The following is a 24073-nucleotide window of genomic DNA, read 5'->3' as shown; positions in this document are numbered from 1 at the left end:
CCCCTACTGGCCGGCCGCCACCCGGAACGTGATGCCCGCCCGGCGCAGCCGCCCGATCAGCGCGTCACCCATCGCGACCGCCGTGGTGACCTGCCCGGCCGTGTCCGGCAGATCGTCGAGGGCGAGACTCAGCGCCGACTCGGCGAGCATCTTCGCCGTCTCGTCATAGCCGGGATCGCCACCCGCGACCTCCGTGAACACCCGGCGCCCACCGCCCTCGCCCACGAACCGCACGGAGAACCAGCTCTTCGCCCGCTTCTCGGCGCTCGGCCCCTCACCCGGCCTGATCCGCCCCGACATCCAGCGCCGCGCGGGCGGCACCTGGGCGGCCGCCACCACCGCCCCGACGGCGGCGGCACCGCCCACCGCGAACGGCAGACTCCGGACGGCCGCGTAGTGCCGGTAGCGGAAGTCGGGACCGTACCGCCGCAAGGCACGTGCCGAACGCCGCACCACCTGACCGTCGATCGTGGGCAGCGGCACCGCCCACGCGCCGACCTCCTTGGCGAACCGCGGCACACTCAGCGGCGCGTACGCCCGCCGCCCCGGCGTGCGCGGCTCGTGCCGCCGCCGGTCGCGCGCCGCGGTCACCAGCTGCCGCCCGCGCGAGAACTGGTTCAGCGCGGAGGCGAACGTACCGCCCGAGAACATGGCGTCGGAACGCACGAACCCGTCCACCGTGATCGGCACACCCTCCGGGAGCTGCTCCACCGTGAAATACGCCCCCAGGTCGTGCGGGACCGAGTCGAAACCGCAGGCGTGCACGAGCCGCGCACCGGTCTCCCGCGCGCGTGCGTCGTGCCGCACGTACATCAGGTCCACGAACTCGGGCTCCCCGCTGAGGTCCGCGTAGTCCGTGCCGGCGTCGGCGCAGGCGGCCACCAGCTCCTCGCCGAACGTCAGATAGGGGCCGACCGTCGTGGCCACCACGCGTGCGTGCCCGGCGAGTTCCCGCATCGACTCCGGGTCCCCGGCGTCCGCCCGCAGTACCCCGATCGCGGAGCCGCCGGGCAGGCGCTCACGCAGCCGCTCCAGCTTCCCGGCGTCACGCCCCGCGACGGCCCACCGCAACCCCTCGGGCGCGTGCGCGGCGAGGTACTCCGCGGTGAGTTCCCCGACGAATCCCGTGGCCCCGAAGAGCACGATGTCGTACGTGCGATCCGCCCTGTCCCGCCTGCCCATGGCACCTCTCAGCCGTCGACCACGCGCCGTTGTCGGTGGCTGAGGCTAGCGTGAGGTACGAGCAGCCGAACGAGCGGGAGCCGGAGGTGTGAGCATGAACGTGCCCAGGAACGCCCTGAAGACGTGGCGAGAGGTGCGCGCGTTCGCCCTGGGCCTGCCCCGGCGCCGAGCTGCTGATAGCGGAACTGGGCGAATAACCGCGTCCGGGGTTTGAGGACGAGGCCTCAGGCCGATACGGGGGTCTGAGGGCGGCAGCCCCCAGGCGGTCACCCCGACTCCGGGTAACGTGACCCCAGGCACAACGACTAAGCGCTTGCTCGCCCAGGTCTTGTGCCCACTGGAACACGTTCTTAGCATCGCTGAAGTCACCACACCGTGTCGCGCAGAGGGGGCCGGATGGCAGACGCAGAGACGCCCGGGCACGGCCCGCTCGCCGGCGTGCGCGTGGTCGAGCTCGCCGGCATCGGGCCCGGCCCCTTCGCCGCCATGCTCCTCGCCGACCTCGGAGCCGACGTGGTCCGCGTCGACCGGCCCGGCGGCACCGGACTCGCCGTCGACCCCGAGTACGACGTCACCAACCGCAACAAGAGGTCGGTGATCGTCGACCTCAAGAGCGAGGACGGCCCGGCCCTCGTCCTCGACCTGGCCGACCGCGCGGACATCCTCATCGAGGGCTACCGCCCCGGCGTCGCCGAGCGCCTCGGAGTCGGCCCCGACACCTGCCACGCCCGCAACCCACGGCTCGTCTACGGCCGCATGACCGGCTGGGGCCAGAAGGGCCCCCTCGCCCACCGCGCCGGACACGACATCGCGTACATCGCCCCGACCGGCACCCTCGGCATGATCGGCAGCCCGGACGAGCCGCCCGCCGTCCCGGCCAACCTCGTCGGTGACTACGCGGGCGGCTCGCTCTACCTCGTCGTCGGCGTCCTCGCCGCCCTGCACCACGCGCGCGCGACCGGCACCGGGCAAGTCGTGGACGCGGCCATCGTGGACGGCACCGCGCATCTGACCACGATGATCCACGGCATGCTCGCCGCCGGCCGCTGGCAGGACCGGCGCGCCGCCAACCTCCTCGACGGCGGCTGCCCGTTCTACGGGACGTACGAGACGGCCGACGGCCAGTACATGGCCGTGGGCGCCCTGGAGCAGCAGTTCTACGACGAGTTCGTGGACCTGCTCGGCATCGGGGACCAGGCGCCCGCCCGCAAGGACGTGGCACGCTGGGGCGAGCTGCGCGAAACGGTCGCGGCCCGCTTCAAGGCCCGTACGCGCGACGAGTGGACGGCCGTCTTCGAGGGCTCCGACGCCTGCGTGGCCCCGGTCCTCTCACTGCGCGAGGCGCCCCACCATCCCCACCTCGCCGCGCGCGGCACCTTCACCGACTTCGGCGGCATCACCCAGCCCGCCCCCGCGCCCCGCTTCTCCCGGACCCACACGTCCGTACGCGGCGGCCCCGCCCAGCCGGGCGCCGACACCGCAGCCGTGGCCCGGGACTGGGACATACCCGGTCTCCTGACGGCCGGCGGCTGACGCCGTCTCCACCGGCGTCCGCGCCCGTCGTCCAGCCGCCCCGGCTTCCCGCCCCAAGCCCCTTGAAAGGCCTGACTCGTGAGCACAGAAGCGTACGTGTACGAAGCGATCCGCACCCCGCGCGGCCGCGGCAAGGCGAACGGCGCCCTGCACGGCACCAAGCCCATCGACCTGGTGACCGGGCTGATCCACGAGGTCCGGCGGCGCTTCCCCGGACTCGACCCGGCCGCGATCGACGACATCGTGCTCGGTGTCGTCGGTCCCGTCGGCGACCAGGGCTCCGACATCGCCCGCACGGCCGCGGTCGCCGCCGGGCTCCCGGACACGGTGGCCGGGGTGCAGGAGAACCGCTTCTGTGCCTCAGGGCTCGAAGCAGTCAACATGGCCGCCGCCAAGATTCGTTCGGGCTGGGAGGACCTGGTCCTGGCGGGCGGTGTCGAGTCGATGTCGCGGGTGCCTATGGCGTCCGACGGGGGCGCCTGGTTCAACGACCCGATGACGAACATGGCCGTCAACTTCGTACCGCAGGGCATCGGCGCCGACCTCATCGCCACGATCGAGGGCTTCTCACGGCGCGACGTCGACGAGTACGCGGCACTGTCGCAGGAGCGGGCGGCGGCGGCCTGGAAGGACGGCCGCTTCGACAGGTCCGTGGTCCCGGTGAGGGACCGCACCGGCCTGGTGGTCCTGGATCACGACGAGCACATGCGTCCCGGCACCACCGCCGACTCGCTCGCGGGACTCAAGCCGTCCTTCGCGGACATCGGCGACCTCGGCGGCTTCGACGCCGTGGCGCTGCAGCAGTACCACTGGGTCGAGGCGATCGACCACGTCCACCACGCGGGCAACTCCTCCGGCATCGTGGACGGCGCCGCGCTCGTCGCGATCGGCTCCAAGGAGGTCGGCGAACGCTACGGGCTGAGCCCCCGCGCGCGGATCGTGTCCGCGGCCGTCTCCGGCTCCGAGCCCACCATCATGCTCACCGGGCCGGCGCCCGCGACCCGCAAGGCGCTCGCCAAGGCCGGACTGACCATCGACGACATCGACCTCGTCGAGATCAACGAGGCCTTCGCGGCCGTGGTGCTCCGCTTCGTCAAGGACATGGGGATCTCGCTGGACAAGGTCAACGTCAACGGGGGCGCGATCGCGCTGGGGCACCCGCTCGGGGCGACGGGGGCGATGATCCTGGGCACTCTGACGGACGAACTGGAGCGCCAGGACAAGCGCTACGGCCTGGCCACGCTGTGCGTCGGCGGCGGCATGGGCATCGCCACGATCATCGAGCGCCTGTAACCCGACCAGCGGACCAACCGGACTTCACCGGACTTCAACGGAGACTTGCCATGACCGACAGCACCACCATCCGCTGGGAGCAGGACGACACCGGCGTCGTCACCCTCGTCCTCGACGACCCCCACCAGTCCGCCAACACCATGAACCAGGCCTTCAGGGCCTCCATCAAGGCCATCGCCGACCGCGCGGAGGCGGAGAAGGACTCGATCCGCGGGATCATCTACACGTCTGCCAAGAAGACCTTCTTCGCGGGCGGCGACCTGAAGGACATGATCCAGGCAGGTCCGGAACACGCCCAGCACGTGTTCGACACCGGTATGGAGATCAAGAACTCCCTGCGCCGCATCGAGAAGCTCGGCAAGCCGGTGGTGGCCGCCATCAACGGCGCTGCCCTCGGCGGCGGGTACGAGATCGCCCTCGCCAGCCATCACCGCGTCGCCCTCGACGCGCCCGGCTCGAAGATCGGCCTCCCCGAGGTCACGTTGGGCCTCCTCCCGGCGGCCGGCGGCGTCACCCGCACCGTACGGTTGATGGGCATCGCGGACGCCCTGCTGAAGGTGCTCCTCCAGGGCACCCAGTACAGCCCTCGGCGTGCCCTCGAAACCGGCCTCGTCCACGAGGTGGCCGCCACCCGCGAGGAGATGCTCGCCCGGGCCCGCGCCTTCATCGACGCGAACCCGGAGTCCCACCAGCCCTGGGACAAGCAGGGTTACAGGATCCCCGGTGGCACCCCGGCCAACCCGAAGTTCGCGGCGAACCTGCCCGCGTTCCCCGCCAACCTCAAGAAGCAGCTGAACGGAGCGCCCTACCCGGCGCCGCGCAACATCCTCGCGGCGGCCGTCGAGGGCTCGCAGGTCGACTTCGAGACCGCGCAGGTCATCGAGGCCCGTTACTTCACCGAGCTGGTCACCGGCCAGACGGCGAAGAACATGATCCAGGCGTTCTTCTTCGACCTCCAGGCCGTTAATTCCGGCGCCAACCGCCCCCAGGGCATCGAACCCCGGCAGGTCCGCAAGGTGGCCGTGCTCGGTGCCGGAATGATGGGCGCCGGCATCGCCTACTCGTGCGCCCGCGCGGGCATCGAGGTCGTCCTCAAGGACGTGTCGGTGGAGGCGGCCCAGAAGGGCAGGAGCTACTCGGAGAAGCTCTGCGCCAAGGCGGTCGCCAGGGGCCGTACCACGAAGGAGAAGGCCGACACGCTGCTCGCCCGCATCACGCCCACCGCGGATCCGGCCGACCTCGCCGGCTGTGACGCCGTCATCGAGGCCGTCTTCGAGGACACCGCGCTCAAGCACAAGGTGTTCCAGGAGATCGAGAACATCGTCGCGCCGGACGCCCTGCTGTGCTCCAACACCTCCACCCTGCCCATCACCGCGCTGGCGGAGGGCGTGGAGCGACAGGGCGACTTCATCGGCCTGCACTTCTTCTCCCCGGTCGACAAGATGCCGCTGGTCGAGATCATCAAGGGGAGGCGAACGGGTGACGAGGCCCTGGCCCGGGCCTTCGACCTCGTCCGGCAGATCAACAAGACCCCCATCGTCGTCAACGACTCGCGCGGCTTCTTCACGTCCCGGGTGATCGGACACTTCATCAACGAAGGCGTCGCGATGGTCGGGGAGGGCATCGAGCCGGCGTCGGTCGAGCAGGCCGCGGGCCAGGCGGGCTACCCGGCGAAGGTCCTCTCGCTGATGGACGAGCTGACTCTCACCCTCCCGCGCAAGATCCGCAACGAGACCAGGCGGGCGGTGGAGGAGGCGGGCGGAAGCTGGACCGCGCACCCGGCGGAGGCGGTCATCGACCGCATGGTCGACGAGTTCGGGCGCACCGGGCGTGGTGGCGGTGCGGGCTTCTACGACTACGGTCCGGACGGCAAGCGCGGCAGGCTCTGGCCCGGCCTGCGGGAACACTTCACCAAGCCGGGGTACCGGATCCCGTTCGAGGACATGCAGGAGCGCATGCTCTTCTCCGAGGCGCTGGACACCGTCCGGCTGCTGGAGGAGGGCGTCCTGACGTCCGTCGCCGACGCCAACATCGGCTCCATCCTGGGGATCGGGTTCCCCGGCTGGACCGGTGGGGTCCTCCAGTACATCAACGGCTACGACGGCGGTCTGCCCGGATTCGTCGCCCGCGCGCGGGAGCTCGCCGAGCGTTACGGGGAGCGGTTCGCTCCGCCGGCGTTGCTGGTGGACAAGGCGGAGAGGGGGGAGCGGTTCGGGGACGACTGACGGACGGTGCCCCCCTCCGGGGGGTGAGGGGGTGGGTGTCTGCGGTGAGTGGTCGGCTGCGGGTTGGGTCTGGCTGGTCGCGCAGTTCCCCGCGCCCCCAAAACAACGCGCAGTTCCCCGCGCCCCGACGAAAACGAGCCCCCGCACCATCCAGCCCCTCCGGCGTTTGAGGAGCGGGGGTCCGGGGGCCGGCCCCCGAAACGGGGTCCGGGGCGGAGCCCCGAAAGGACGGGGGTCCAGGGGGCGCAGCCCCCTTGGCCGGGGTCGAAGGGGCGGAGCCCCTGGGGATGGGACGGGTAGGGGCGGCGGGGGCGAACCACCTCACCGTCCGCGACCGCTCAAACTCCCCCCACGGCCAATGGGCTGAACGACCGACGGCCAACGGTCACCACGGCCGCGCATGCCCGACGCTCCCCCACACGACTGGGTAAGCCACGGGTATGGACCTGATCCCGTTCCCCGTCGGCCCGTTGAACCCGAGAGTCGAGCACCTGCTCGTCGCACTGACGCTGTTCGCCCTCGTCCACTTCACCATCTCCCGGCTGCTCCCCCGTATCGACCGCGCGTTCGAAGCCCGCGAGGACGCGACCAAGGGCACCGCCGGACGGGCGGCTGAGATCCGGGACCTGGCGGAGCAGAAGCGTGCCGAGTCAGCAGCCGTGCTCGCAGAGGCCCGCCACGAAGCCGCCCGCACCCGTCAGCGGGCCCAGCAGGAGGGCACCGCACTTCTCGCCGCGGCCCGCACGGACGCACAACGAGAACGTGACGCCCTCCTCGCCGCGGCCCGCGCCCGCATCGAGTGCGACCGGCTCGCAGCCGAGGCCGAACTCCGCGTGTACGCGTCGGAGTTGGCATCGGAACTGGCGAGCCGGGTCCTGGGCGAACGGGTCGCGGCCGAAGCCGAACGACGCCCCTGACCCGCACTCAGTGATCGTGCACGGAATTCGTCGCCGCGATCTTCTTCCATGACGTGGGCGCCTTGACCCCCGAACCCGGCGAAGCGGCGACCCCCGCACTACGTGCCGCGGGCGCCCCCGGCTTCGACGGCTCGTACAGCCACGTGTCGAACAGATTCTCCAGCGACCGCCCGGACACCTGTTCGGCGTACGCCTGGAAGTCCGCGACCGTCGCGTTGCCGTGGGCGTACTTCGCCGGCCACCCCTTGAGGACCGCGAAGAACGGCTCGTCACCGATCTCGTTCCGCAGCGCCTGAAGCGCCAGCGCACCCCGGTCGTACACGGCGATGTAGAACTGCTTGTCCGGTCCCGGGTCCCCGGGCCTGACCGTCCAGAAGGGGTCGTCGGCGGGATGCGACGCGTACACGTGGTCCGCGAGCTCCTGCGCCGTCCCCTCACCCTCGTGCTCGGACCACAGCCACTGCGCGTAGCGCGCGAAGCCCTCGTTGATCCAGATGTCCTTCCACCCGGCGACGGACACCAGGTCGCCGTACCACTGGTGGGCCAGCTCGTGCACCACGACGGACACGTTGGACCCGTTCGCGAACTGCCGCGGGCTGTAGAACGGCCGGGTCTGGGTCTCCAGCGCGTACCCGGTGGTCACGTCGGGGACATAGCCGCCGAGCGCGTCGTAGGGATACGGCCCGAAGTAGCCGGCCAGCCAGTCGGCGATCTCACCCGTCCGCTCGACGCTGGCCCGCGCCGCGCCCGCGTTGTCGCCCAGGTCCTTGCTGTACGCGTTGATGACCGGAATCCCGCTCTCGGAGCGTCCGGTCGTGATGTCGAACTTCCCGACCGCGAGGGTGGCGAGATACGTGGCCTGCGGCTCGTCGGAACGCCAGCTGTAGCGGGTCCGGCCCGCGCGTGAAGTCACCGACTGCAGCGTGCCGTTGGAGATCGCCTGGGTGCCGTCGGGCACGGCGACCGAGACGTCGTACGTGGCCTTGTCGAGCGGATGGTCGTTACTGGGGAACCACCACCAGGCGGCCTCGGGCTCGTTCGCGGCGACCCCGCCGTCCGGAGTGCGGTGCCAGCTGGTGAAGCCGTACGCCTGCTTCGACGACGGCACCCCGCTGTAACGCACCACGATCGTGACGGGTGTGCCCTTGGGCAGGGGCGTCTTCGGGGTGATCTCCAGCTCGTGCTCGCCGGACGTGGCGAAGGAGGCCCTCGTGCCGTTGACACGCACCTCCCTGACGTCCAGCAGGAAGTCGAGGTTGAGGCGGGACAGGTCCTGCGTGGTCCGGGCGAGGAGGGTCGCCGTGCCCTCCAGCGTGTCCGTCGCCGGCCGGTACGTGAGCCGGAGGTCGTAGTGCGAGACGTCGTAGCCGCCGTTCCCGTACGCCGGGTAGTAGGGGTCGCCGATCCCCGGCGCTCCGGGCTCGTAGTCGGCCGCCGACGCCGGGACCGCCAGCAGCAGGGAGACGGCGAGCGCACCCGGCGCGATCAGTCTGCGGTGCACGTGGGACTCCAAGTCGTAGGGGCACGAAGGCTGTCCGGAGCCTATTCATCACTTGCCGGACCTGACGTGTCCATCGCACCCCGTGTCACACGATCGCCATTCGGCCGACATGAGTGATCCCTTTCGCACACCTTTCAGGCCACCCTCTGGCCGAAACCCCGATTGAGCCCCACCTGCCCCAAAGGGCCGTCTTTTGCACGGGACATGACGGCAGTACCGTCCGCGCATGTCCTTACCTGCGCGCCGCAGGCGCCTCACGACCTGGAGATCGCTCGCGACGGTGGCCACGGCCGTCCTGATGGCCACCTGCCTGACCCCGGCGGCCGCCCACAGCGCACCCGCATCCGCGCCCAGGCAGAGCAAGCCCGTCTACTCGTACGAGAACGCCATCCGTGAGTCCGTATGGGTGGACATCGGACTCGACGGTGACAGCGACGGAAGGCCGGACCGTGTCGCCGTCGACATCGTCCGGCCCCGGGAACCCGCCCAGCAGGGCCGCGAGATACCCGTGATCATGGATGCCAGCCCGTACTACTCCTGCTGCGGGCGCGGCAACGAGAGCCAGAAGAAGACGTACGACGCGAACGGCGACGTCGTCCAGATGCCGCTCTTCTACGACAACTACTTCGTGCCCCGCGGCTACGCCTTCGTCGGAGTCGACCTCGCCGGCACCAACCGCTCCGACGGCTGCGTCGACGTCGGTGGCCGCTCCGACATCCAGTCCGCGAAGGCGGTCGTCGACTGGCTGAACGGCCGCGCCAAGGGCTACACCAGCCGCACCGGCACCAGCCGCGCCCAGGCGACCTGGACCAACGGCAGGACCGGCATGATCGGCAAGAGCTACGACGGCACCATCGCCAACGGCGTCGCCGCCACCGGAGTCGAGGGCCTGGAGACCATCGTCCCGATCAGCGCCATCTCCTCCTGGTACGACTACTACTTCGCCAAGGGCGCCCCGCTGTACGACTCCGGCCCCGACTGGCTGTCCGACCGTGTCGAGAGCCCCGACGCCCGCGCCAGGTGCGCCGCGGTCCAGCGCAAGCTCGTCGACGGAGCGCCGCGCACCGGTGACTGGACCCCGCTGTGGACCGAGCGTGACTACGTCAAGGACGCGAGGAAAGTGAAGGCCAGCGTCTTCGTCGTCCACGGCCAACAGGACCTCAACGTCCGCCCCAAGCACTTCGGCCAGTGGTGGGACGCCCTCGCGAAGAACGGTGTCGAGCGCAAGATCTGGATCTCGCAGACGGGGCATGTCGACCCGTTCGACTTCCGTCGGGCGGCATGGGTGGACACCCTGCACCGCTGGTTCGACCACGAACTCCTCGGCTACGACAACGGCGTCGACGACGAGCCCATGGCCGAGATCGAGCGGCACCCCGACACATGGGTGACGTCGAGTGTGTGGCCGCCCCGCAGCACCCAGGCCGTGAACCTGCGCCCGGACACCGGCGCCCAGGCCGGCGTCGGCACCCTCGGTCTGCGCCGCGGCTCGGGCACCGAGACCTTCACGGACGACCCGTCGCACAGCGAGACCGACTGGGCGGCCGGAATCGACCGGTCCACCCCCGACAAGGCCGGCTTCGTCACCAAGCCCCTCACCAAGGCGCTGCGGCTGTCCGGCTCCTCCAAGGTGACCGTCACCGCGACGCCCACGACCTCCACCGCTCATCTCTCGGCGGTCCTCGTGGATCTGGGCCCGGACACCATCCGCGACTACGCCGACCCGGCCGAGGGCATCACGACGCTCACCGACCGCACCTGCTGGGGCCCGAGCACCACCGGCGACAGCTCCTGCTTCAAGGAGACGCGGGCCAAGAACGCCGACGTCGACCACACGGTCTTCAGCCGGGGCTGGGCCGACCTCGGCAACCACGCCTCGGACCACACGGGCGCCCCGCTCACCCCGGGCAAGCGGTACACGATCACGCTCGACCTGCACGTCAGCGACCACGTCGTCCCGAAGGGCCACCGCCTCGCCCTGATCGTCGCGGGCACCGACAGGAACCTCATCGACCCTCCGTCATCCACACCCACGCTGACGCTCGACCTGGCCCGTACGTCCGCGCGCGTACCGCTGGTCGGCGGCGCCGAATCGTTCGCGAACGCGACGAAGTACTCCGCCGCCCCGGCCACCGCCACTGCGGACGCACCCGTCCTCGACGGTGTCCGCGCACCGCGTACCGCCCACCGCATCCCGGGAGCCGAATGAAAACCCGTACGCGACCGCGCGCAGCCGCGGTGATCGCCGCGGCCCTGACCACTGTCCTGGCCGCCCCCCTGCTGTCGGCCCCGGCGCACGCGGCCCCGGCCACGGACGCCCCGCCGCGCACCGGATTCGAGCAGACCGGTGGTGCGCGCTGGACCAGCCAGCCGGAGGAGGGGGAGTTCCTGGCCGCCGTGGACCGGGCGAGTGACCGCGTGTCGGTCACCCGTATCGGCACCACCAAGCAGGACCGCCCGCTGCGACTCGTCCGCGTCGGCACCCGGCCCACGACCCGCACCGTGCTCCTGATCTGCAGCCAGCACGGCGACGAACCCTCCGGCCGCGAGGCATGCCTCTCCACGGTCCGCGACTTCGCGTACGCGAGGGACAAGGCGACCAGGGCGTTCCTGGAGCGCACCACCCTGCTCGTCGTGCCCACCGCCAACCCCGACGGCCGGGCCGCCGACACACGCGGCAACAGCGACGGCGTCGACATCAACCGCGACCACCTGTCGCTGCGGACGGCCGAGGCCCGCGCGATGGCCGCCGTCATCCGTGACCGCAAGCCGGACGTCGTCTACGACCTGCACGAGTACGGCGCCACACCTCGGTTCTACGACAAGGATCTCTTCGATCTCTGGCCGCGCAACCTCAACACCGACGCGGCCGTCCACGAGGAGGCCGAAACCCTGTCGCGGGCGTACGTACGGCCCGCCGCGCGGACAGCCGGGTACACCACCGGCACGTACGGCATCTGGACCGACCCCGTGACCGGCGACCCGATCAGGCAGGTCGCGGGTGACGGACAGGAACGCATCCTGCGCAACATGTCGGGCGTCAAGCACGCGGTCGGACTGCTCATCGAGAGCCGCGTGGAGCCGCTGGCGGACACGGTCACGGAGTCCGCCAACAACCGGCGCCGCGTGAATTCCCAACTCGCTGCTCTGGGGGGCCTGTTCGGCTTCGCGGGCGAACGCGGCGCGCGTATCGACGCGGTCACGGCGGCGGCCCGCGCCGCCGGCTACCGGGACACCGGCCCGGTCTACGTCGGGGGCGCCGACAACGACCCCGCCGAACCGGCCGAGGTGATCCAGGACCCGCCCTGCGGCTACCGGCTCACCGGCGCCCAGTACGCGGACGTGAAGGACGCACTCGCCCTGCACGGCGTCCGCGTGCGCCACGACGGCGACGGCACACTCGTCTCCCTGCGGCAGTCGCTGCGGGCTCTCGTCCCGCTGCTGCTGGACGAACGGGCACCGTACCGGCTGACGGTCGGGGAGCCCGATACAGACTGTTGAAAAGTTGATATCGGCGTCACATGCAGTAGCGCTTTCCGGGAAGGAGTAGCTCTGTTCCAGCCATTCGGGGAAAGGTTCCGCCTGTGACGCATGATCAACACCGCACCCACAGTCCTCACGAGTCACCCGCGCTTCCCGGATCGGAAGCGGGTCTCCAGGGCGGCGGACGTCCGCAGACGGACTGGATCGTCTTCGGCGTGACGGCGGCGCTCACCCTGGCCTTCGTCCTGTGGGGCGCCGTCTGGACCGACTCGCTCGAAACGGTCTCGAAGAAGATGCTGGGCGGGCTGCTCCACAACGGTGGCTGGGCCTTCATGCTGACCGCCTCCGGCTTCGTGGTGTTCGCCCTCTGGCTCGCGGCCAGCCGCTACGGCCGCATCCACCTCGGGGCGGAGGGGGAGAAGCCCGAGTTCCGCACGGTGTCCTGGGTCGCGATGATGTTCAGCGCGGGCATGGGCATCGGCCTGATGTTCTACGGTGTCAGCGAGCCGCTCTCGCACTACACCACGCCCCCGCCGGGCACCAGTCCCCAGGGCTCCGGCGAGCGCATGGAGACAGCGATGGCGACCACCCTCTTCCACTGGACGCTGCACCCGTGGGCGATCTACGCGGTGGTCGGCCTCGGCATCGCGTACAGCACGTTCCGCAAGCGCCGCCGCCAGACGATCAGCGCCGTCTTCACCCCGCTGATCGGCGAGAAGCACGCGAACGGAACCGGTGGGCGCGTCATCGACATCCTGGCGATCGTCGCCACCGTCTTCGGCTCCGCGGCCTCCCTCGGCCTCGGCGCGCTCCAGATCGGCTCCGGCGTCCAGGAGCTGGACTGGATGGGCAAGGTGAGCACCGGACTCCTGGTGGCCATCATCGCCGTCCTGACCGTGGCCTTCGTCGCCTCGGCGGTGTCCGGCGTGGAGAAGGGCATCCAGTGGCTGTCCAACACCAACATGGTGCTGGCGCTGCTGCTCGCCGTCTTCGTGTTCGTCGCCGGACCGACCATCGTGATCCTCGACCTGCTGCCGACCTCGGTCTTCTCCTTCCTCGGTGACCTGCCCCAGCTCGCGGGCCGCACCGAGGCGTCCGGTGGCAAGGGCGTCGCGGACTGGCTGGGCAGCTGGACCGTCTTCTACTGGGCCTGGTGGATCTCCTGGACGCCGTTCGTCGGCATGTTCATCGCCCGTATCAGCCGCGGCCGTACCATCCGCCAGTTCGTGGGTGGCGTGATCCTGGTCCCCAGCTCCGTCAGCCTCGTCTGGTTCGCGATCTTCGGCGGCACGGCGATGAAGCAGCAGGAACTCGGCCGTCTCGGCGACGAGTCCACCGCGGAGGGCCAGCTCTTCGCCGTCCTCCACGACTACCCCATCGCCACGGTCACCAGCCTGCTCGTGATGATCCTCGTCGGCATCTTCTTCGTGTCCGGCGCCGACGCCGCGTCCATCGTGATGGGGACGCTCTCCCAGAAGGGCGCGCTCGAACCCGGCCGCTTCGTCGTCGTGTTCTGGGGAGTCGTCACCGGAGCCGTCGCCGCGATCATGCTGCTCGTCGGCAGCGGGCAGGGCGACGCGCTCACCGGCCTGCAGAACCTCACGATCCTCGCCGCCGCGCCTTTCGTCCTCGTGATGATCGGCATGTGCGTCGCCCTCATGCGCGACCTGCGCCGTGATCCGGTCATGGTGCGCGAGGACATGGCCTCCGAGGCGGTCGAACTCGCCGTCATCGAGGGCCACAAGAAGTACGACGGCGATTTCGAGATCAAGGTCGGCCCCGGCCAGGGGACGGAGACGGAGGGCGACCCGATCGGCCACCGCCACTGACCTCCACGTTCGCGCTCCGCTGCGGGACGGGGAGCTGTGGGCCGGGGAAGTAGGGACCGGGGAACCGCGTGGTCAGCTGCCGCTGCGTCGTGGCTGATCGCGCAGTTCCCGCGCCCTTCGCGGGGCGCGTCCACCCTGGTCCCGCCTGCTACGCCCTCGACCATGCGTACGTTCCTCCCCACGGCAGAGGTCGCGACCGCGCCCCCTGCCGTGGGGAGACGCATGCGGAATGTGTCATGCCGTGCTCACATTGCTCCCCGTCTGGGGATACTCACACCATGTCTGCCGAGTACGCGACCTTCGGCCTGGCACCGGCGATGCGTGCCGGTGGCGTCCTCGCCAACGGTGACTACCAAGCGCACCGGGACTTCGTCGACTTCATCGTCGACGGACGCCCGCTGCTGTTCCAGCTCTCCGACCTCGACGCCGTCTCCCCGCTCGCCTCCGACGTCCCGCCCTCGATCTTCACCGCCCAGGTGCGCAGCCTGCTCCTGGAGGCCGACGCACCGCTGAACGACGGCCGGTACGTCATCTACGGCTGCCCCGAGTGCGAGGACCTCACCTGCGGGGCCGTCACGGCGGTCATAGAACACGACGGCGACGACTACGTGTGGCGCGACTTCGCCTGGCAGACCGAGGAGACGGCCGACCTGGAGCGGAACGGCTACCACGGCATCGGCCCGTTCCGCTTCCACGGCCCGGAGTACCGTGGCGCGCTGCGGTCCCTCTTGAGCGGGGACGACTCCTCGGCCCGCCGCCGCGTGCTGCTCATCGGAGCCCGCGTCGCGGTCCTCGCCAAACTCGCCGCGGCCCTGCGCACCATCGGCATCGGTGCGGAGATCACCCACGACATCACCCACGTGCCCCCGGACGAGCTGCGCACCTACGGCGCGGTGGCCTTCGGCCGTGCCGTGGGAGAGGAACAGCGCGCGGCCGTACGGGGGACGTTCGAGAGAGCCGGAGTCGAGGTCGCGTACGTCGACGGGCTCGCCCCGATCATCCCGCTGCTCGTGGCCCAGATCGAGAACGCGCTGGACCGCAGCCCGCCGGACCGGCGCCGCCTGACCCGGCTGGTCGCCTCCGGTGGCGAGGCGGGTGTCGAGGTCACGTCCACCTGCCGTGTCCAGGTGACCGCGTACCGCCTGGACCGGCTGTACCGCACCCACACGTACGAGGTCTTCGACGGCATCCTCCCGGCGGGCCGCCACCGCATCGCACTGGACGGGAAGGCCGTCAAGGGCGAGTCGTTCGTGGTGGCGCGGTCATCGGGAAGCGTGCTGGTGGAGCAGATGGCGCGCTGAGGGAGCGCGAGGGGGACGGGGACCGCGGCCGCGGCAACGGGCTCTCGGCCGCCCGGCTCGCGTGGTCGTTAGGATCGCCACCTGTGACCGCCACCCTCGTCGTCAAGAACCTCTCCGCCGGACACGGCGACCGCTCCCTGTTCTCCGGGCTCGATCTCGTCGTCGCGCCCGGCGACGTGATCGGGCTCGTCGGTGCCAACGGTGCGGGCAAGTCCACGCTGCTCCGCATGCTCGCCGGGCTGCTCACGCCGGAGCAGGGGGAGCTGCGGCTCTCCCCGCCCACCGCGACCGTGGGGCACCTGCCCCAGGAGCCGGAGCGGCGGGAGGGCGAGACGGTACGGGAGTTCCTGGCCCGCCGTACGGGCGTCGCCGCGGCCCAGCGCACCATGGACGAGGCCACGCAGGCGCTCGTCGACGGGGCGCCCGGCGCCGACGACGCGTACGCGACGAGCCTGGAGCGCTGGCTCGCCCTGGGCGGCGCCGACCTCGACGAGCGGGCGGAGGAGGTCGCCGAATCGCTGGGGCTGACGGTGAGCCTGGACCAGCTGATGACGGGCCTCTCGGGCGGCCAGGCCGCGCGGGCGGGTCTCGCCTCCCTGCTGCTGTCCCGCTACGACGTCTTCCTCCTCGACGAGCCCACCAACGACCTGGACCTGGACGGGCTGGAACGACTCGAACGCTTCGTGAGCGGGCTGCGCGCCGGCACCGTCGTCGTCAGCCACGACCGCGAGTTCCTGACCCGCACGGTCACCAAGGTCCTCGAACTGGACCCCGCGCAGGGACAGATCAACCTCTACGGCGGCGGCTACGAGGCCTACCTGGAGGAACGCGAGACCGCCCGCCGTCACGCGCGCGACGACTACGAGGAGTACGCCGACAAGAAAGCGGCCCTCCAGGAGCGCGCCCAGACGCAGCGTGCCTGGATGGACAAGGGCGTCAAGAACGCACGCCGCAAGGCGGGCAACGACAACGACAAGATCGGCCGCAAGTTCCGCAGCGAGGCGAGCGAGAAGCAGGCGGCGAAGGCGCGGCAGACCCAGCGCATGATCGAGCGGCTCGACGTCGTCGAGGAACCGCGCAAGGAGTGGGAGCTGCGGATGAGCATCGCGGCCGCTCCGCGCTCGGGCGCCGTCGTCGCGACCCTGCGGGACGCCGAGGTGCGCCGCGGCGGCTTCGTGCTCGGTCCCGTGTCCCTCCAGCTCGACTGGGCGGACCGGGTGGCCGTGACGGGCGCGAACGGCGCGGGCAAGTCGACGCTGCTCGGCGCGCTGCTGGGCCGCGTTCCGCTGGACGCCGGCCACGGTTCCCTCGGCTCGGGCGTCCTGGTCGGCGAGGTCGACCAGGCCCGCGGGCTGTTCCACGGCTCCGAGTCACTGCTCGACGCGTTCCGCGCGGCCGTACCCGACACCGAGCCGGTCGAGGTGCGCACCCTCCTGGCCAAGTTCGGGCTGAAGTCGGACCACGTGCTGCGCCCGGCGGCCACCCTGTCACCGGGCGAGCGCACCCGGGCCGCGCTCGCCCTGCTCCAGGGCCGGGGCGTCAACCTCCTGGTTCTCGACGAGCCGACCAACCACCTCGACCTCCCCGCCATCGAGCAACTGGAGTCGGCCCTGGACGCGTACGAGGGCACCCTGCTGCTGGTGACGCACGACCGCCGGATGCTGGACGCGGTACGGGTGACGAGGCGCTTCGAGGTGGCCGAGGGCAAGGTGACGGAACGCTAGGGAACCGGTGCGGGCAGCAGACGCCGGACGGGCTGATTTTTTCAGCCCGTCCGGCGTTTGAGGACGAGGCCGCAAGGCCAAAAGGGGCGCGGGGAACTGCGCGACCAGCCCCCACCCACCCGCACACACCCCACCCACGTCAGATACCCCCCCCGGGGGGCATGGGGCGCAGCCCCCGGGGATGGGACGGGTAGGGGCGGCGGGGGCGAAACAAACCCGCCGCACACCTCACCACCGTCACCGCCGCTTCGGATCCACCAGCCCCGCCCGCCGCAACGCATCCGCCATCGCACTGTTCGCCGGCGCGGCCGCCTGCCGTGACCCGCCGCCGGCACCTCCGCCGCCGCCACGCCCCTGCCGCTGCTGAGGCGCCCGCCCCCCACGCTGCTGCCGCCCCCCGCCACCGGAGGACCGCTCCTGCGGAGCAGCCTCGTCGTCCAGCCGCAGCGTCAGCGAGATGCGCTTGCGCGGGATGTCGACGTCCAGCACCTTCACCTTGACGATGTCACCGGGCTTCACCACGTCCCGCGGATCCTTCACGAACGTCTTCGACATCGCGGAGACATGCACGAGCCCGTCCTGGTGGACACCGACGTCCACGAACGCTCCGAACGCCGCTACGTTCGTGACGACGCCCTCCAGCACCATCCCGGACGACAGGTCGGAGATCTTCTCGACGCCCTCCTTGAAGGTGGCCGTCTTGAAGGCGGGCCGCGGATCGCGCCCCGGTTTCTCCAGCTCCTTCAGGATGTCCGTCACCGTCGGCAGACCGAACGTCTCGTCCACGAAGTCACCCGGCTTCAGCGACCGCAGCACCGCCGTGTTGCCGATCAGTGAGGCCACTTCGCTGCCCGACTGCTTCACCATCCGCCGGACCACCGGGTACGCCTCGGGGTGCACGCTCGACGCGTCCAGCGGATCGTCACCGCCCCGGATCCGCAGGAACCCCGCGCACTGCTCGTACGCCTTGGGGCCGAGCCGTGCCACGCCCTTCAGCTCCGAGCGGGACTTGAACGGGCCGTTGGCGTCCCGGTGCGCCACGATGTTCTCGGCCAGCCCGGACGAGATGCCCGACACCCGGGCGAGCAGCGGCGTGGACGCTGTGTTGACGTCGACGCCCACACCGTTCACACAGTCCTCGACCACCGCGTCCAGCGACCGCGACAGCTTCACCTCGGACAGGTCGTGCTGGTACTGCCCGACGCCGATCGACTTCGGGTCGATCTTCACCAGCTCGGCGAGGGGGTCCTGCAGACGGCGCGCGATCGAGACGGCGCCGCGCAGCGACACGTCCATCCCCGGCAGTTCCTGCGAGGCGAACGCCGACGCCGAGTACACCGACGCGCCCGCCTCGGACACCATCACCTTGGTGAGCTTCAACTCCGGGTGCTTGGCGATGAGTTCACCGGCGAGCTTGTCCGTCTCGCGCGACGCCGTGCCGTTGCCGATCGCGACCAGCTCGACCGCGTGCTCCTTGGCGAGCCGGGCGAGCTTGGCGAGGGCCTCGTCCCACCTGTTGGCCGGGACGTGCGGATAGATCACGTCGGTGGCCACGACCTTGCCGGTCGCGTCGACCACGGCGACCTTCACGCCCGTACGGAAGCCCGGGTCGAGGCCGAGCGTCGCGCGCGTGCCCGCGGGGGCGGCGAGCAGCAGGTCGCGCAGGTTCGCCGCGAACACGTTGACCGCCTCGTCCTCGGCGGCCGTACGCAGCCTGAGGCGCAGATCGATACCGAGGTGCACGAGGATCCGGGTGCGCCAGGCCCAGCGGACGGTGTCCGTCAGCCACTTGTCGGCGGGGCGCCCGCGGTCGGCGATCCCGAAGCGGTTCGCCACGATCCCCTCGTACGACGACGGGCCGTCCGTGGGCTCCTCGGGCTCCAGGACGAGGTCGAGGACGTCCTCCTTCTCGCCGCGCAGCATGGCGAGGACGCGGTGCGAGGGCAGCTCCGTGAACGGCTCGGCGAAGTCGAAGTAGTCGGCGAACTTGGCGCCCGCCTCCTCCTTGCCCTCCTTCACCTTGGCGGCCAGCCGCCCGCGCACCCACATGCGCTCCCGCAGCTCACCGATCAGGTCGGCGTCCTCCGAGAACCGCTCGGTGAGGATCGCCCGGGCGCCGTCGAGGGCGGCCTGCGGGTCGGCGACGCCCTTGTCGGCGTCCACGAACGCCGCGGCGGCCGCGAGCGGCTCGACCGTGGGGTCGCCCAGCAGTCCCTCGGCCAGCGGCTCCAGCCCGGCCTCGCGGGCGATCTGCGCCTTGGTGCGCCGCTTCGGCTTGAACGGCAGGTAGATGTCCTCGAGCCGGGCCTTGGTCTCGGCGCCGCGGATCTGCGCCTCGACCTCGGGCGTCAGCTTGCCCTGCTCGCGCACCGAGTCCAGGATCGCCGTCCGCCGCTCCTCCAGCTCCCGCAGATAGCGCAGCCGCTCCTCGATCGTGCGCAGCTGCGCGTCGTCGAGCATCTCGGTCGCTTCCTTGCGGTAGCGGGCGATGAAGGGCACGGTCGAACCGCCGTCGAGCAGTTCCACCGCGGCCTTCACCTGCCGCTCCCGTACGCCGAGCTCCTCGGCGATCCTGCCTTCGATGGACCCTACGAGGGGTGTCGTCACGATCCCGTACCGCCTTCTTCACTGAGGTTGCGCGGCAATTGTGGCAGGCGGCACCGACAAACGAGGAGCAGGGCGTGATGATGGCGGTCAGACGCGGCGAGCCCGTCCACCGCGCCGCGCCGACCCCGACACTCCGCCGAGGAGCCGGGCCACGGCGCGGAACGGCAGCGTCACCACCGTGGCGATGGCCGCCCCGATCTGCCGCAACACGTCTGCGATCGCACGGAACACGTAACTCTCCTTTCGTCTCCGGCCCTTACGGCCGGAAGACCACGGGTACCGCGTGTCCGCCCGGTCATGCCCACGCCCACCACACGCAGCGGGACCGAGCCGCCTCAGCCCTTGCCGATCATGTCCTTCGGGAACGCGCCCGCCGCGACAGCCGTCGTCACGAACGCGCCGGTCAGCTCGGTCAGCCGTGCCACGCCGGCCGCGCCCAGGTGCTCGTACGGTGCCCGGTCGAGCCGGTCCGTCTCGGCCTCTATCTCCTGGCGCAGTGCGGTGCCCGCCTCCGTCAGCTCGCCCCCGGCGTCCAGCAGGCCCCTCTCCCGCAGCCGGTCCACCGCCGCGTCCAGGTCCTGCCGCCCCCAGCCGCGTGTCCTCAGCAGCCACTTCGGCGTCATGCCCCTGCCCGTCGCGGTGTGGCTCACCAGGGCCTCCACGGGGTCGAGGCCCGCGTCCAGCAGGACCGCCAGATGGCCGTCGCCCCGGTGCTCGCGCAGCAGGGTCGCCCCGTGCCACAACGCCAGGTGCGGCTCGTCCGGCACCGGCAGATCGGCGTGCGCGGCATACAGGGGGCGCGCGGTCCTGCCGCACGCCTCGGTCGCGCGCAGCGCCAGCTCGGCGGCCTCGGCCACCTCCTTGGAGGCGAGCACCTCCTCGCCGAGTTGCCGCCGCAGCGTGGAGTCCACGGCGCGCAGGCGCGCGGCGAGCACGGTCGAAGGGGACGCGCTCTCCCACACCGCGGGCACGTGCCGCGCCACCAGCTCGTACCGGAAGTTGAAGAACGTGGCCGTCACGACGCCCGCGGTCACCGGCCCCATCGCGGCGGCCCGCACCGCGAAGTACGCCGCGTCGGCGTCCTCGACCCCGACGGCGGCCAGCTCGCGCCGGAGATCCGGTGAGAAGTAGTGCGTCGCGTGAAAGGGATTGAGGACGTGGTGACAGCGCCGTCCGGCCTGCTCGGGAAGAGATGTCGTCATGACCCCGAGACTACCGACTGGTAGGTATGTGTTTGAAGGGGCGGGGCGCCGGGGGATGTCGCCGGGCGTGCTCGTGGCAGAAAAGGTGGGGAACCCGTCATTGCGGCCATCGCCCCGCCCGTCAAGAATCAAAGGCATGCGAACCGTTCTGGTCGTCCTCTTCGACGACGTGCAGAGTCTCGACGTCACGGGCCCCGTGGAGGTCTTCAACGGCGCCGAACTGGCCCGCCCCGGGACGTACCGCATTCGGACGGCCTCCCTGGACGGCGCCCCCGTACGCACCAGCAGCGGCCTCACGCTCGTCCCGGACCACGCCCTCGCCGACGCCCCCGCCCCGCACACCCTGCTCGTCCCGGGCGGTCAGGGCACCCGCCGCCCCGCACCGGCCCTCGTCGCATGGCTGCGTGAGCACGGCCCGCGCGCGAAGCGCCTCGTCTCGGTGTGCACCGGCGCGATCCTGCTCGCCGAGGCGGGCTTCCTGGAGGGGCGCCGGGCCACGACCCACTGGGCGTACTGCGACAAGCTCGCCCGGGATCACCCCGGGATCGAGGTCGACCCGGACCCCATCTACGTACGCGACGGAAACATCGCCACCTCCGCCGGTGTCACCTCCGGCATCGACCTCGCCCTCGCGCTCGTCGAGGAGGACCTCGACCGGGACACCGCGCTCACCATCGCCCGTCACCTGGTCGTCTTCCTCCGGAGGCCCGGCAACCAGTCCCAGTTCAGCGCCCAGCTCGCCGCGCAGACGGCCCGGCGGGAGCCGTTGCGCGAGGTCCAGCAGTGGATCACCGAGAACCCCGGCGACGACCTGAGCGTCGAGTCGCTCGCCGCCCGCGCCCGTCTCTCGCCCCGCCACTTCGCCCGCGCTTTCCAGGCCGAGACCGGGATGACGCCCGGCCGTTACGTCGACCGCGTGCGTCTCGAACACGCCCGCCGCCTCCTGGAGGACACCGCCGACGGCGTCGAGGAGATCTCCCGCGCCTGCGGCTACGGCACCCCCGAAGCCATGCGTCGCGCCTTCCTCAGGACGCTCGGCGCGGCACCGGCGGAGTACCGGCGGCGCTTCCGCCCGGCACCCGCGCCCACCCACTGAAGGCAACCGAAGGGAAAAGCATGCAGATCGCGATCGTTCTCTACGACCGCTTCACCGCCCTCGACGCCGTCGGCCCCTACGAGACCCTCGGCCGTCTCCCGGACGCGGAGACCGTCTTCGTCGCCGAGGAGACCGGCCCCGTCCGCACCGACACGGGCGCCCTGGCGATCACCGCCGACAGGGCCTTGGCCGAAGTGCCGCATCCCGACATCGTGGTGGTCCCGGGTGGTCCCGGGCAGACGCCGCAGATGGAGAACGAGACCCTCCTCGACTGGTTGCGCACCGCCGACCGCACGAGCCTGTGGACGACGTCCGTGTGCACCGGCTCCCTGCTGCTCGCCGCCGCCGGGCTTCTTCAGGGCCGGCGCGCGACCTCCCACTGGCTGGCGCTCGGCTTCCTCGAGCAGTTCGGCGTCGAGCCCACGGGGGAGCGGGTGGTGACCGACGGCAAGTACGTCACCGCGGCCGGCGTCTCCTCCGGGATCGACATGGGTCTGACCCTGCTCGGCCGGATCGCGGGCGACGAGCACGCCCAGGCTGTGCAGCTGCTGACGGAGTACGACCCGCAGCCGCCCTACGACGCGGGCTCACCGCAGAAGGCCCCCGCGCACCTCGTGGAGGAGTTCCGAGGCAAGAGCCGCTTCGTGCTGACGTAGGACGCCCGGCGCGGCACGGGAGCTCACGGGCTCCAGGTGAACCGGGGCGCCCGGCGCTCCAGGAACGCGGCGACGCCCTCGGCGGTGTCGCCGCTCCCGCGCGCCTGCTCGGCCCAGTGGACGTCCCGGTCCGCCCGGCCGTTCGCGAACTCCTTGGCCGCCGCCTGCGTCAACTGCGAGCGGGAGACCAGCACCCGCGTGAACTCCCCGACCCGTTTGCCGAGTTCTCCCTCCGGCACCACCTCGTCCACCAGCCCCGTCCGCAGCGCCCGCTCCGCGTCGATCAACTCCCCGGAGAAGAGCAGGTACTTGGCAGCCCCGGGTCCCACCAGCGACACCAGCCGCCGGGTGGAGGAGGCCGGGTAGACGATCCCCAGCTTCGCCGGAGTCACCCCGAACAGCGAGCCCTCCTGCGCGAACCGCAGATCGCAGGCCGCCGCGAGCTGGCACCCGCCGCCCACGCAGTACCCGCGGATCGCCGCCAGCGTGGGCTTCGGGAAGGCGGCGAGCGCCTCCTCGGCGAGCCCGGCGAGCCCCTGCGCCTCGTCCGGCGAGCCCCGCAGCGTCGATATGTCGGCACCGGCGCAGAAGGTCCCGCCCTCGCCGGTGAGCACGAGCACCCGTACGCCTGGGTCGGCGGCCAGCTCGTCGAGCAGCGGCGGCAGCGCCCGCCACATCCCGGCCGTCATCGCGTTGCGCTTGGCCGGATGGTGGATGACGACGGTGGCGACCCCGTCCGCGACGCCGTGCAGCAGCTCCATACGCGGATGCTATCCGCCACCCGCGCACGTACGATCAAGAAGGGGCCCGGCGTGAGGAGGGCCCGATGACACGGACGAAGCGTGACGAGACCGCCGGGCTGCGCCTCGGCTTCGGCTGGATCGGCGCCCTCGGCGTGGTCCTGGTGCTCGCGGGACTCGTGGGACTCTGCTACACCGGGATCGCCACCCTGACCTCGATGCTGCTCTACGGCTGGCTGCTGCTGACCGGCGGTGTGGTCGGTCTGCTGCACGCCGTCCAGGCCCGCGGCACCAACTTCTTCTGGCTCGGCGTGGTGGTCGCCGCCCTGAACATAGCGGCAGGCGTGGTCATGATCCGCCGGCCCGAGGCGGGGGCCGAGGCCCTCGCCATGTTCGGCGCGCTGCTGTTCCTGACCGGCGGGGTGTTCCGGGTGATCGGCAGCCTCGTGGTGCGCGGCTCGCAGTTCGGCTGGACCCTCCTGCAGGGCGCCTTCGGGCTGCTCCTCGGCATCGTGGTGCTGGCCTCCTGGCCGAGCAGCAAGTACGTCATGGGCACGTTGTTCTCACTCGCGCTGCTCTTCGACGGACTCGGTCTGATCGCGACCGGGTACGGCGGGCGGCGCATCGTCGGCATGGTCTCGGACCGGCTGGCCTCCGAGAGGAAACCGGGCGAGCCCGGCGTCAAACGCGTACAACCCGAATAACTCCGAAGGCGACACGAGGAGAACAGGGGTGGTCGCGGCGCCGACCGTGCCGTTCACGGACAGGTGCGAAGGCGTCGATA

18 protein-coding genes are annotated in these 24073 nt (G+C 71.2%); 12 read left to right on the top strand and 6 right to left on the bottom strand.

Annotation, left to right across the window (positions count from 1 at the left end):
- Window positions 1-3 precede the first annotated feature (3 nt).
- Complete coding sequence (locus ACZ49J_RS28885) at window positions 4-1182, bottom strand: saccharopine dehydrogenase family protein (protein ID WP_467452896.1); 1179 nt, start codon at window positions 1180-1182, stop codon at window positions 4-6.
- Between the two features lie 396 nt (window positions 1183-1578).
- Between ACZ49J_RS28885 and ACZ49J_RS28880 the strand changes: the two genes are divergently transcribed.
- From ACZ49J_RS28880 to ACZ49J_RS28865, 4 genes are all read left to right on the top strand, one after another.
- The gene (locus ACZ49J_RS28880) at window positions 1579-2715 is read left to right on the top strand and encodes a CaiB/BaiF CoA transferase family protein (protein WP_467452895.1); all 1137 of its coding nucleotides are present in this window, start codon (window positions 1579-1581) and stop codon (window positions 2713-2715) included.
- Between the two features lie 78 nt (window positions 2716-2793).
- Window positions 2794-4008, top strand: coding sequence for an acetyl-CoA C-acetyltransferase (locus ACZ49J_RS28875; protein ID WP_467452894.1), 1215 nt, complete (start codon window positions 2794-2796; stop codon window positions 4006-4008).
- Window positions 4009-4058: 50 nt separating this feature from the next.
- The gene (locus ACZ49J_RS28870; protein ID WP_467452892.1) at window positions 4059-6233 is read left to right on the top strand and encodes a 3-hydroxyacyl-CoA dehydrogenase NAD-binding domain-containing protein; all 2175 of its coding nucleotides are present in this window, start codon (window positions 4059-4061) and stop codon (window positions 6231-6233) included.
- A gap of 440 nt (window positions 6234-6673) precedes the next feature.
- Entirely contained in the window at window positions 6674-7150 is a 477-nt protein-coding gene (locus ACZ49J_RS28865; protein WP_467452891.1) for a F0F1 ATP synthase subunit B family protein, read from the top strand.
- A gap of 7 nt (window positions 7151-7157) precedes the next feature.
- On the opposite strand, the gene ACZ49J_RS28860 is transcribed toward ACZ49J_RS28865, so the two are convergent.
- On the bottom strand, window positions 7158-8651 hold the full coding sequence (locus ACZ49J_RS28860; RefSeq protein WP_467452889.1) for a M1 family metallopeptidase: 1494 nt from the start codon (window positions 8649-8651) through the stop codon (window positions 7158-7160).
- Window positions 8652-8877: 226 nt separating this feature from the next.
- Here ACZ49J_RS28860 and ACZ49J_RS28855 point away from each other — a divergent pair, with 226 nt between their 5' ends.
- The 5 genes from ACZ49J_RS28855 (at window position 8878) to ACZ49J_RS28835 (ending at window position 16988) form a co-directional block, all read left to right on the top strand.
- Window positions 8878-10860: a Xaa-Pro dipeptidyl-peptidase gene (locus ACZ49J_RS28855; RefSeq protein ID WP_467452888.1), complete on the top strand. Its 1983-nt coding sequence runs from the start codon at window positions 8878-8880 to the stop codon at window positions 10858-10860.
- Window positions 10857-12152: a M14 family metallopeptidase gene (locus tag ACZ49J_RS28850; RefSeq protein ID WP_467452887.1), complete on the top strand. Its 1296-nt coding sequence runs from the start codon at window positions 10857-10859 to the stop codon at window positions 12150-12152. Before ACZ49J_RS28855 ends, ACZ49J_RS28850 begins: the two co-directional genes overlap by 4 nt.
- Before the next feature lie 83 nt (window positions 12153-12235).
- Window positions 12236-13963, top strand: coding sequence for a BCCT family transporter (locus ACZ49J_RS28845; protein WP_467452886.1), 1728 nt, complete (start codon window positions 12236-12238; stop codon window positions 13961-13963).
- A 278-nt stretch (window positions 13964-14241) separates the two neighbouring features.
- The gene (locus ACZ49J_RS28840; RefSeq protein WP_467452885.1) at window positions 14242-15264 is read left to right on the top strand and encodes an oxidoreductase; all 1023 of its coding nucleotides are present in this window, start codon (window positions 14242-14244) and stop codon (window positions 15262-15264) included.
- 83 nt (window positions 15265-15347) lie between these two features.
- Complete coding sequence (locus ACZ49J_RS28835; protein ID WP_467452883.1) at window positions 15348-16988, top strand: ABC-F family ATP-binding cassette domain-containing protein; 1641 nt, start codon at window positions 15348-15350, stop codon at window positions 16986-16988.
- Window positions 16989-17225: 237 nt separating this feature from the next.
- On the opposite strand, the gene ACZ49J_RS28830 is transcribed toward ACZ49J_RS28835, so the two are convergent.
- The 3 genes from ACZ49J_RS28830 to ACZ49J_RS28820 form a co-directional block, all read right to left on the bottom strand.
- Window positions 17226-19595 carry a Tex family protein gene (locus ACZ49J_RS28830; protein ID WP_467452882.1) on the bottom strand — a complete coding sequence of 790 codons (2370 nt, stop codon included), beginning with the start codon at window positions 19593-19595 and terminating at the stop codon, window positions 17226-17228.
- Between the two features lie 87 nt (window positions 19596-19682).
- Window positions 19683-19826, bottom strand: coding sequence for an LPFR motif small protein (locus ACZ49J_RS28825; protein ID WP_467452881.1), 144 nt, complete (start codon window positions 19824-19826; stop codon window positions 19683-19685).
- Between the two features lie 104 nt (window positions 19827-19930).
- Complete coding sequence (locus ACZ49J_RS28820) at window positions 19931-20797, bottom strand: SCO6745 family protein (RefSeq protein ID WP_467452880.1); 867 nt, start codon at window positions 20795-20797, stop codon at window positions 19931-19933.
- A 136-nt stretch (window positions 20798-20933) separates the two neighbouring features.
- Here ACZ49J_RS28820 and ACZ49J_RS28815 point away from each other — a divergent pair, with 136 nt between their 5' ends.
- Window positions 20934-21893 (top strand): GlxA family transcriptional regulator, encoded by a 960-nt coding sequence (locus tag ACZ49J_RS28815; protein ID WP_467452879.1) that lies wholly within the window; start codon window positions 20934-20936, stop codon window positions 21891-21893.
- 20 nt (window positions 21894-21913) lie between these two features.
- Entirely contained in the window at window positions 21914-22549 is a 636-nt protein-coding gene (locus ACZ49J_RS28810) for a DJ-1/PfpI family protein (protein WP_467452878.1), read from the top strand.
- Between the two features lie 23 nt (window positions 22550-22572).
- Here ACZ49J_RS28810 and ACZ49J_RS28805 read toward each other — a convergent pair whose 3' ends face one another.
- Window positions 22573-23310 carry an enoyl-CoA hydratase/isomerase family protein gene (locus ACZ49J_RS28805; RefSeq protein ID WP_467452877.1) on the bottom strand — a complete coding sequence of 246 codons (738 nt, stop codon included), beginning with the start codon at window positions 23308-23310 and terminating at the stop codon, window positions 22573-22575.
- A 65-nt stretch (window positions 23311-23375) separates the two neighbouring features.
- Here ACZ49J_RS28805 and ACZ49J_RS28800 point away from each other — a divergent pair, with 65 nt between their 5' ends.
- Window positions 23376-23993, top strand: coding sequence for an HdeD family acid-resistance protein (locus ACZ49J_RS28800; protein ID WP_467452876.1), 618 nt, complete (start codon window positions 23376-23378; stop codon window positions 23991-23993).
- Window positions 23994-24073 lie beyond the last annotated feature (80 nt).

The organism is Streptomyces sp. NPDC030840 (assembly GCF_055572015.1).
The sequence above is the reverse complement of the archived record's forward strand: the minus strand, read 5'-3'. Positions and strand labels throughout refer to the sequence as shown.

Bases quoted from the DNA above. Each gene is read 5' to 3' on its own strand.
- ACZ49J_RS28885 (WP_467452896.1), bottom strand. From the start codon at position 1,182: ATGGGCAGGCGGGACAGGGCGGATCGCACGTACGACATCGTGCTCTTC.
- ACZ49J_RS28880 (WP_467452895.1), top strand. From the start codon at position 1,579: ATGGCAGACGCAGAGACGCCCGGGCACGGCCCGCTCGCCGGCGTGCGC.
- ACZ49J_RS28870 (WP_467452892.1), top strand. From the start codon at position 4,059: ATGACCGACAGCACCACCATCCGCTGGGAGCAGGACGACACCGGCGTC.
- ACZ49J_RS28865 (WP_467452891.1), top strand. From the start codon at position 6,674: ATGGACCTGATCCCGTTCCCCGTCGGCCCGTTGAACCCGAGAGTCGAG.
- ACZ49J_RS28855 (WP_467452888.1), top strand. From the start codon at position 8,878: ATGTCCTTACCTGCGCGCCGCAGGCGCCTCACGACCTGGAGATCGCTC.
- ACZ49J_RS28850 (WP_467452887.1), top strand. From the start codon at position 10,857: ATGAAAACCCGTACGCGACCGCGCGCAGCCGCGGTGATCGCCGCGGCC.
- ACZ49J_RS28840 (WP_467452885.1), top strand. From the start codon at position 14,242: ATGTCTGCCGAGTACGCGACCTTCGGCCTGGCACCGGCGATGCGTGCC.
- ACZ49J_RS28820 (WP_467452880.1), bottom strand. From the start codon at position 20,797: ATGACGACATCTCTTCCCGAGCAGGCCGGACGGCGCTGTCACCACGTC.
- ACZ49J_RS28815 (WP_467452879.1), top strand. From the start codon at position 20,934: ATGCGAACCGTTCTGGTCGTCCTCTTCGACGACGTGCAGAGTCTCGAC.
- ACZ49J_RS28810 (WP_467452878.1), top strand. From the start codon at position 21,914: ATGCAGATCGCGATCGTTCTCTACGACCGCTTCACCGCCCTCGACGCC.
- ACZ49J_RS28805 (WP_467452877.1), bottom strand. From the start codon at position 23,310: ATGGAGCTGCTGCACGGCGTCGCGGACGGGGTCGCCACCGTCGTCATC.
- ACZ49J_RS28800 (WP_467452876.1), top strand. From the start codon at position 23,376: ATGACACGGACGAAGCGTGACGAGACCGCCGGGCTGCGCCTCGGCTTC.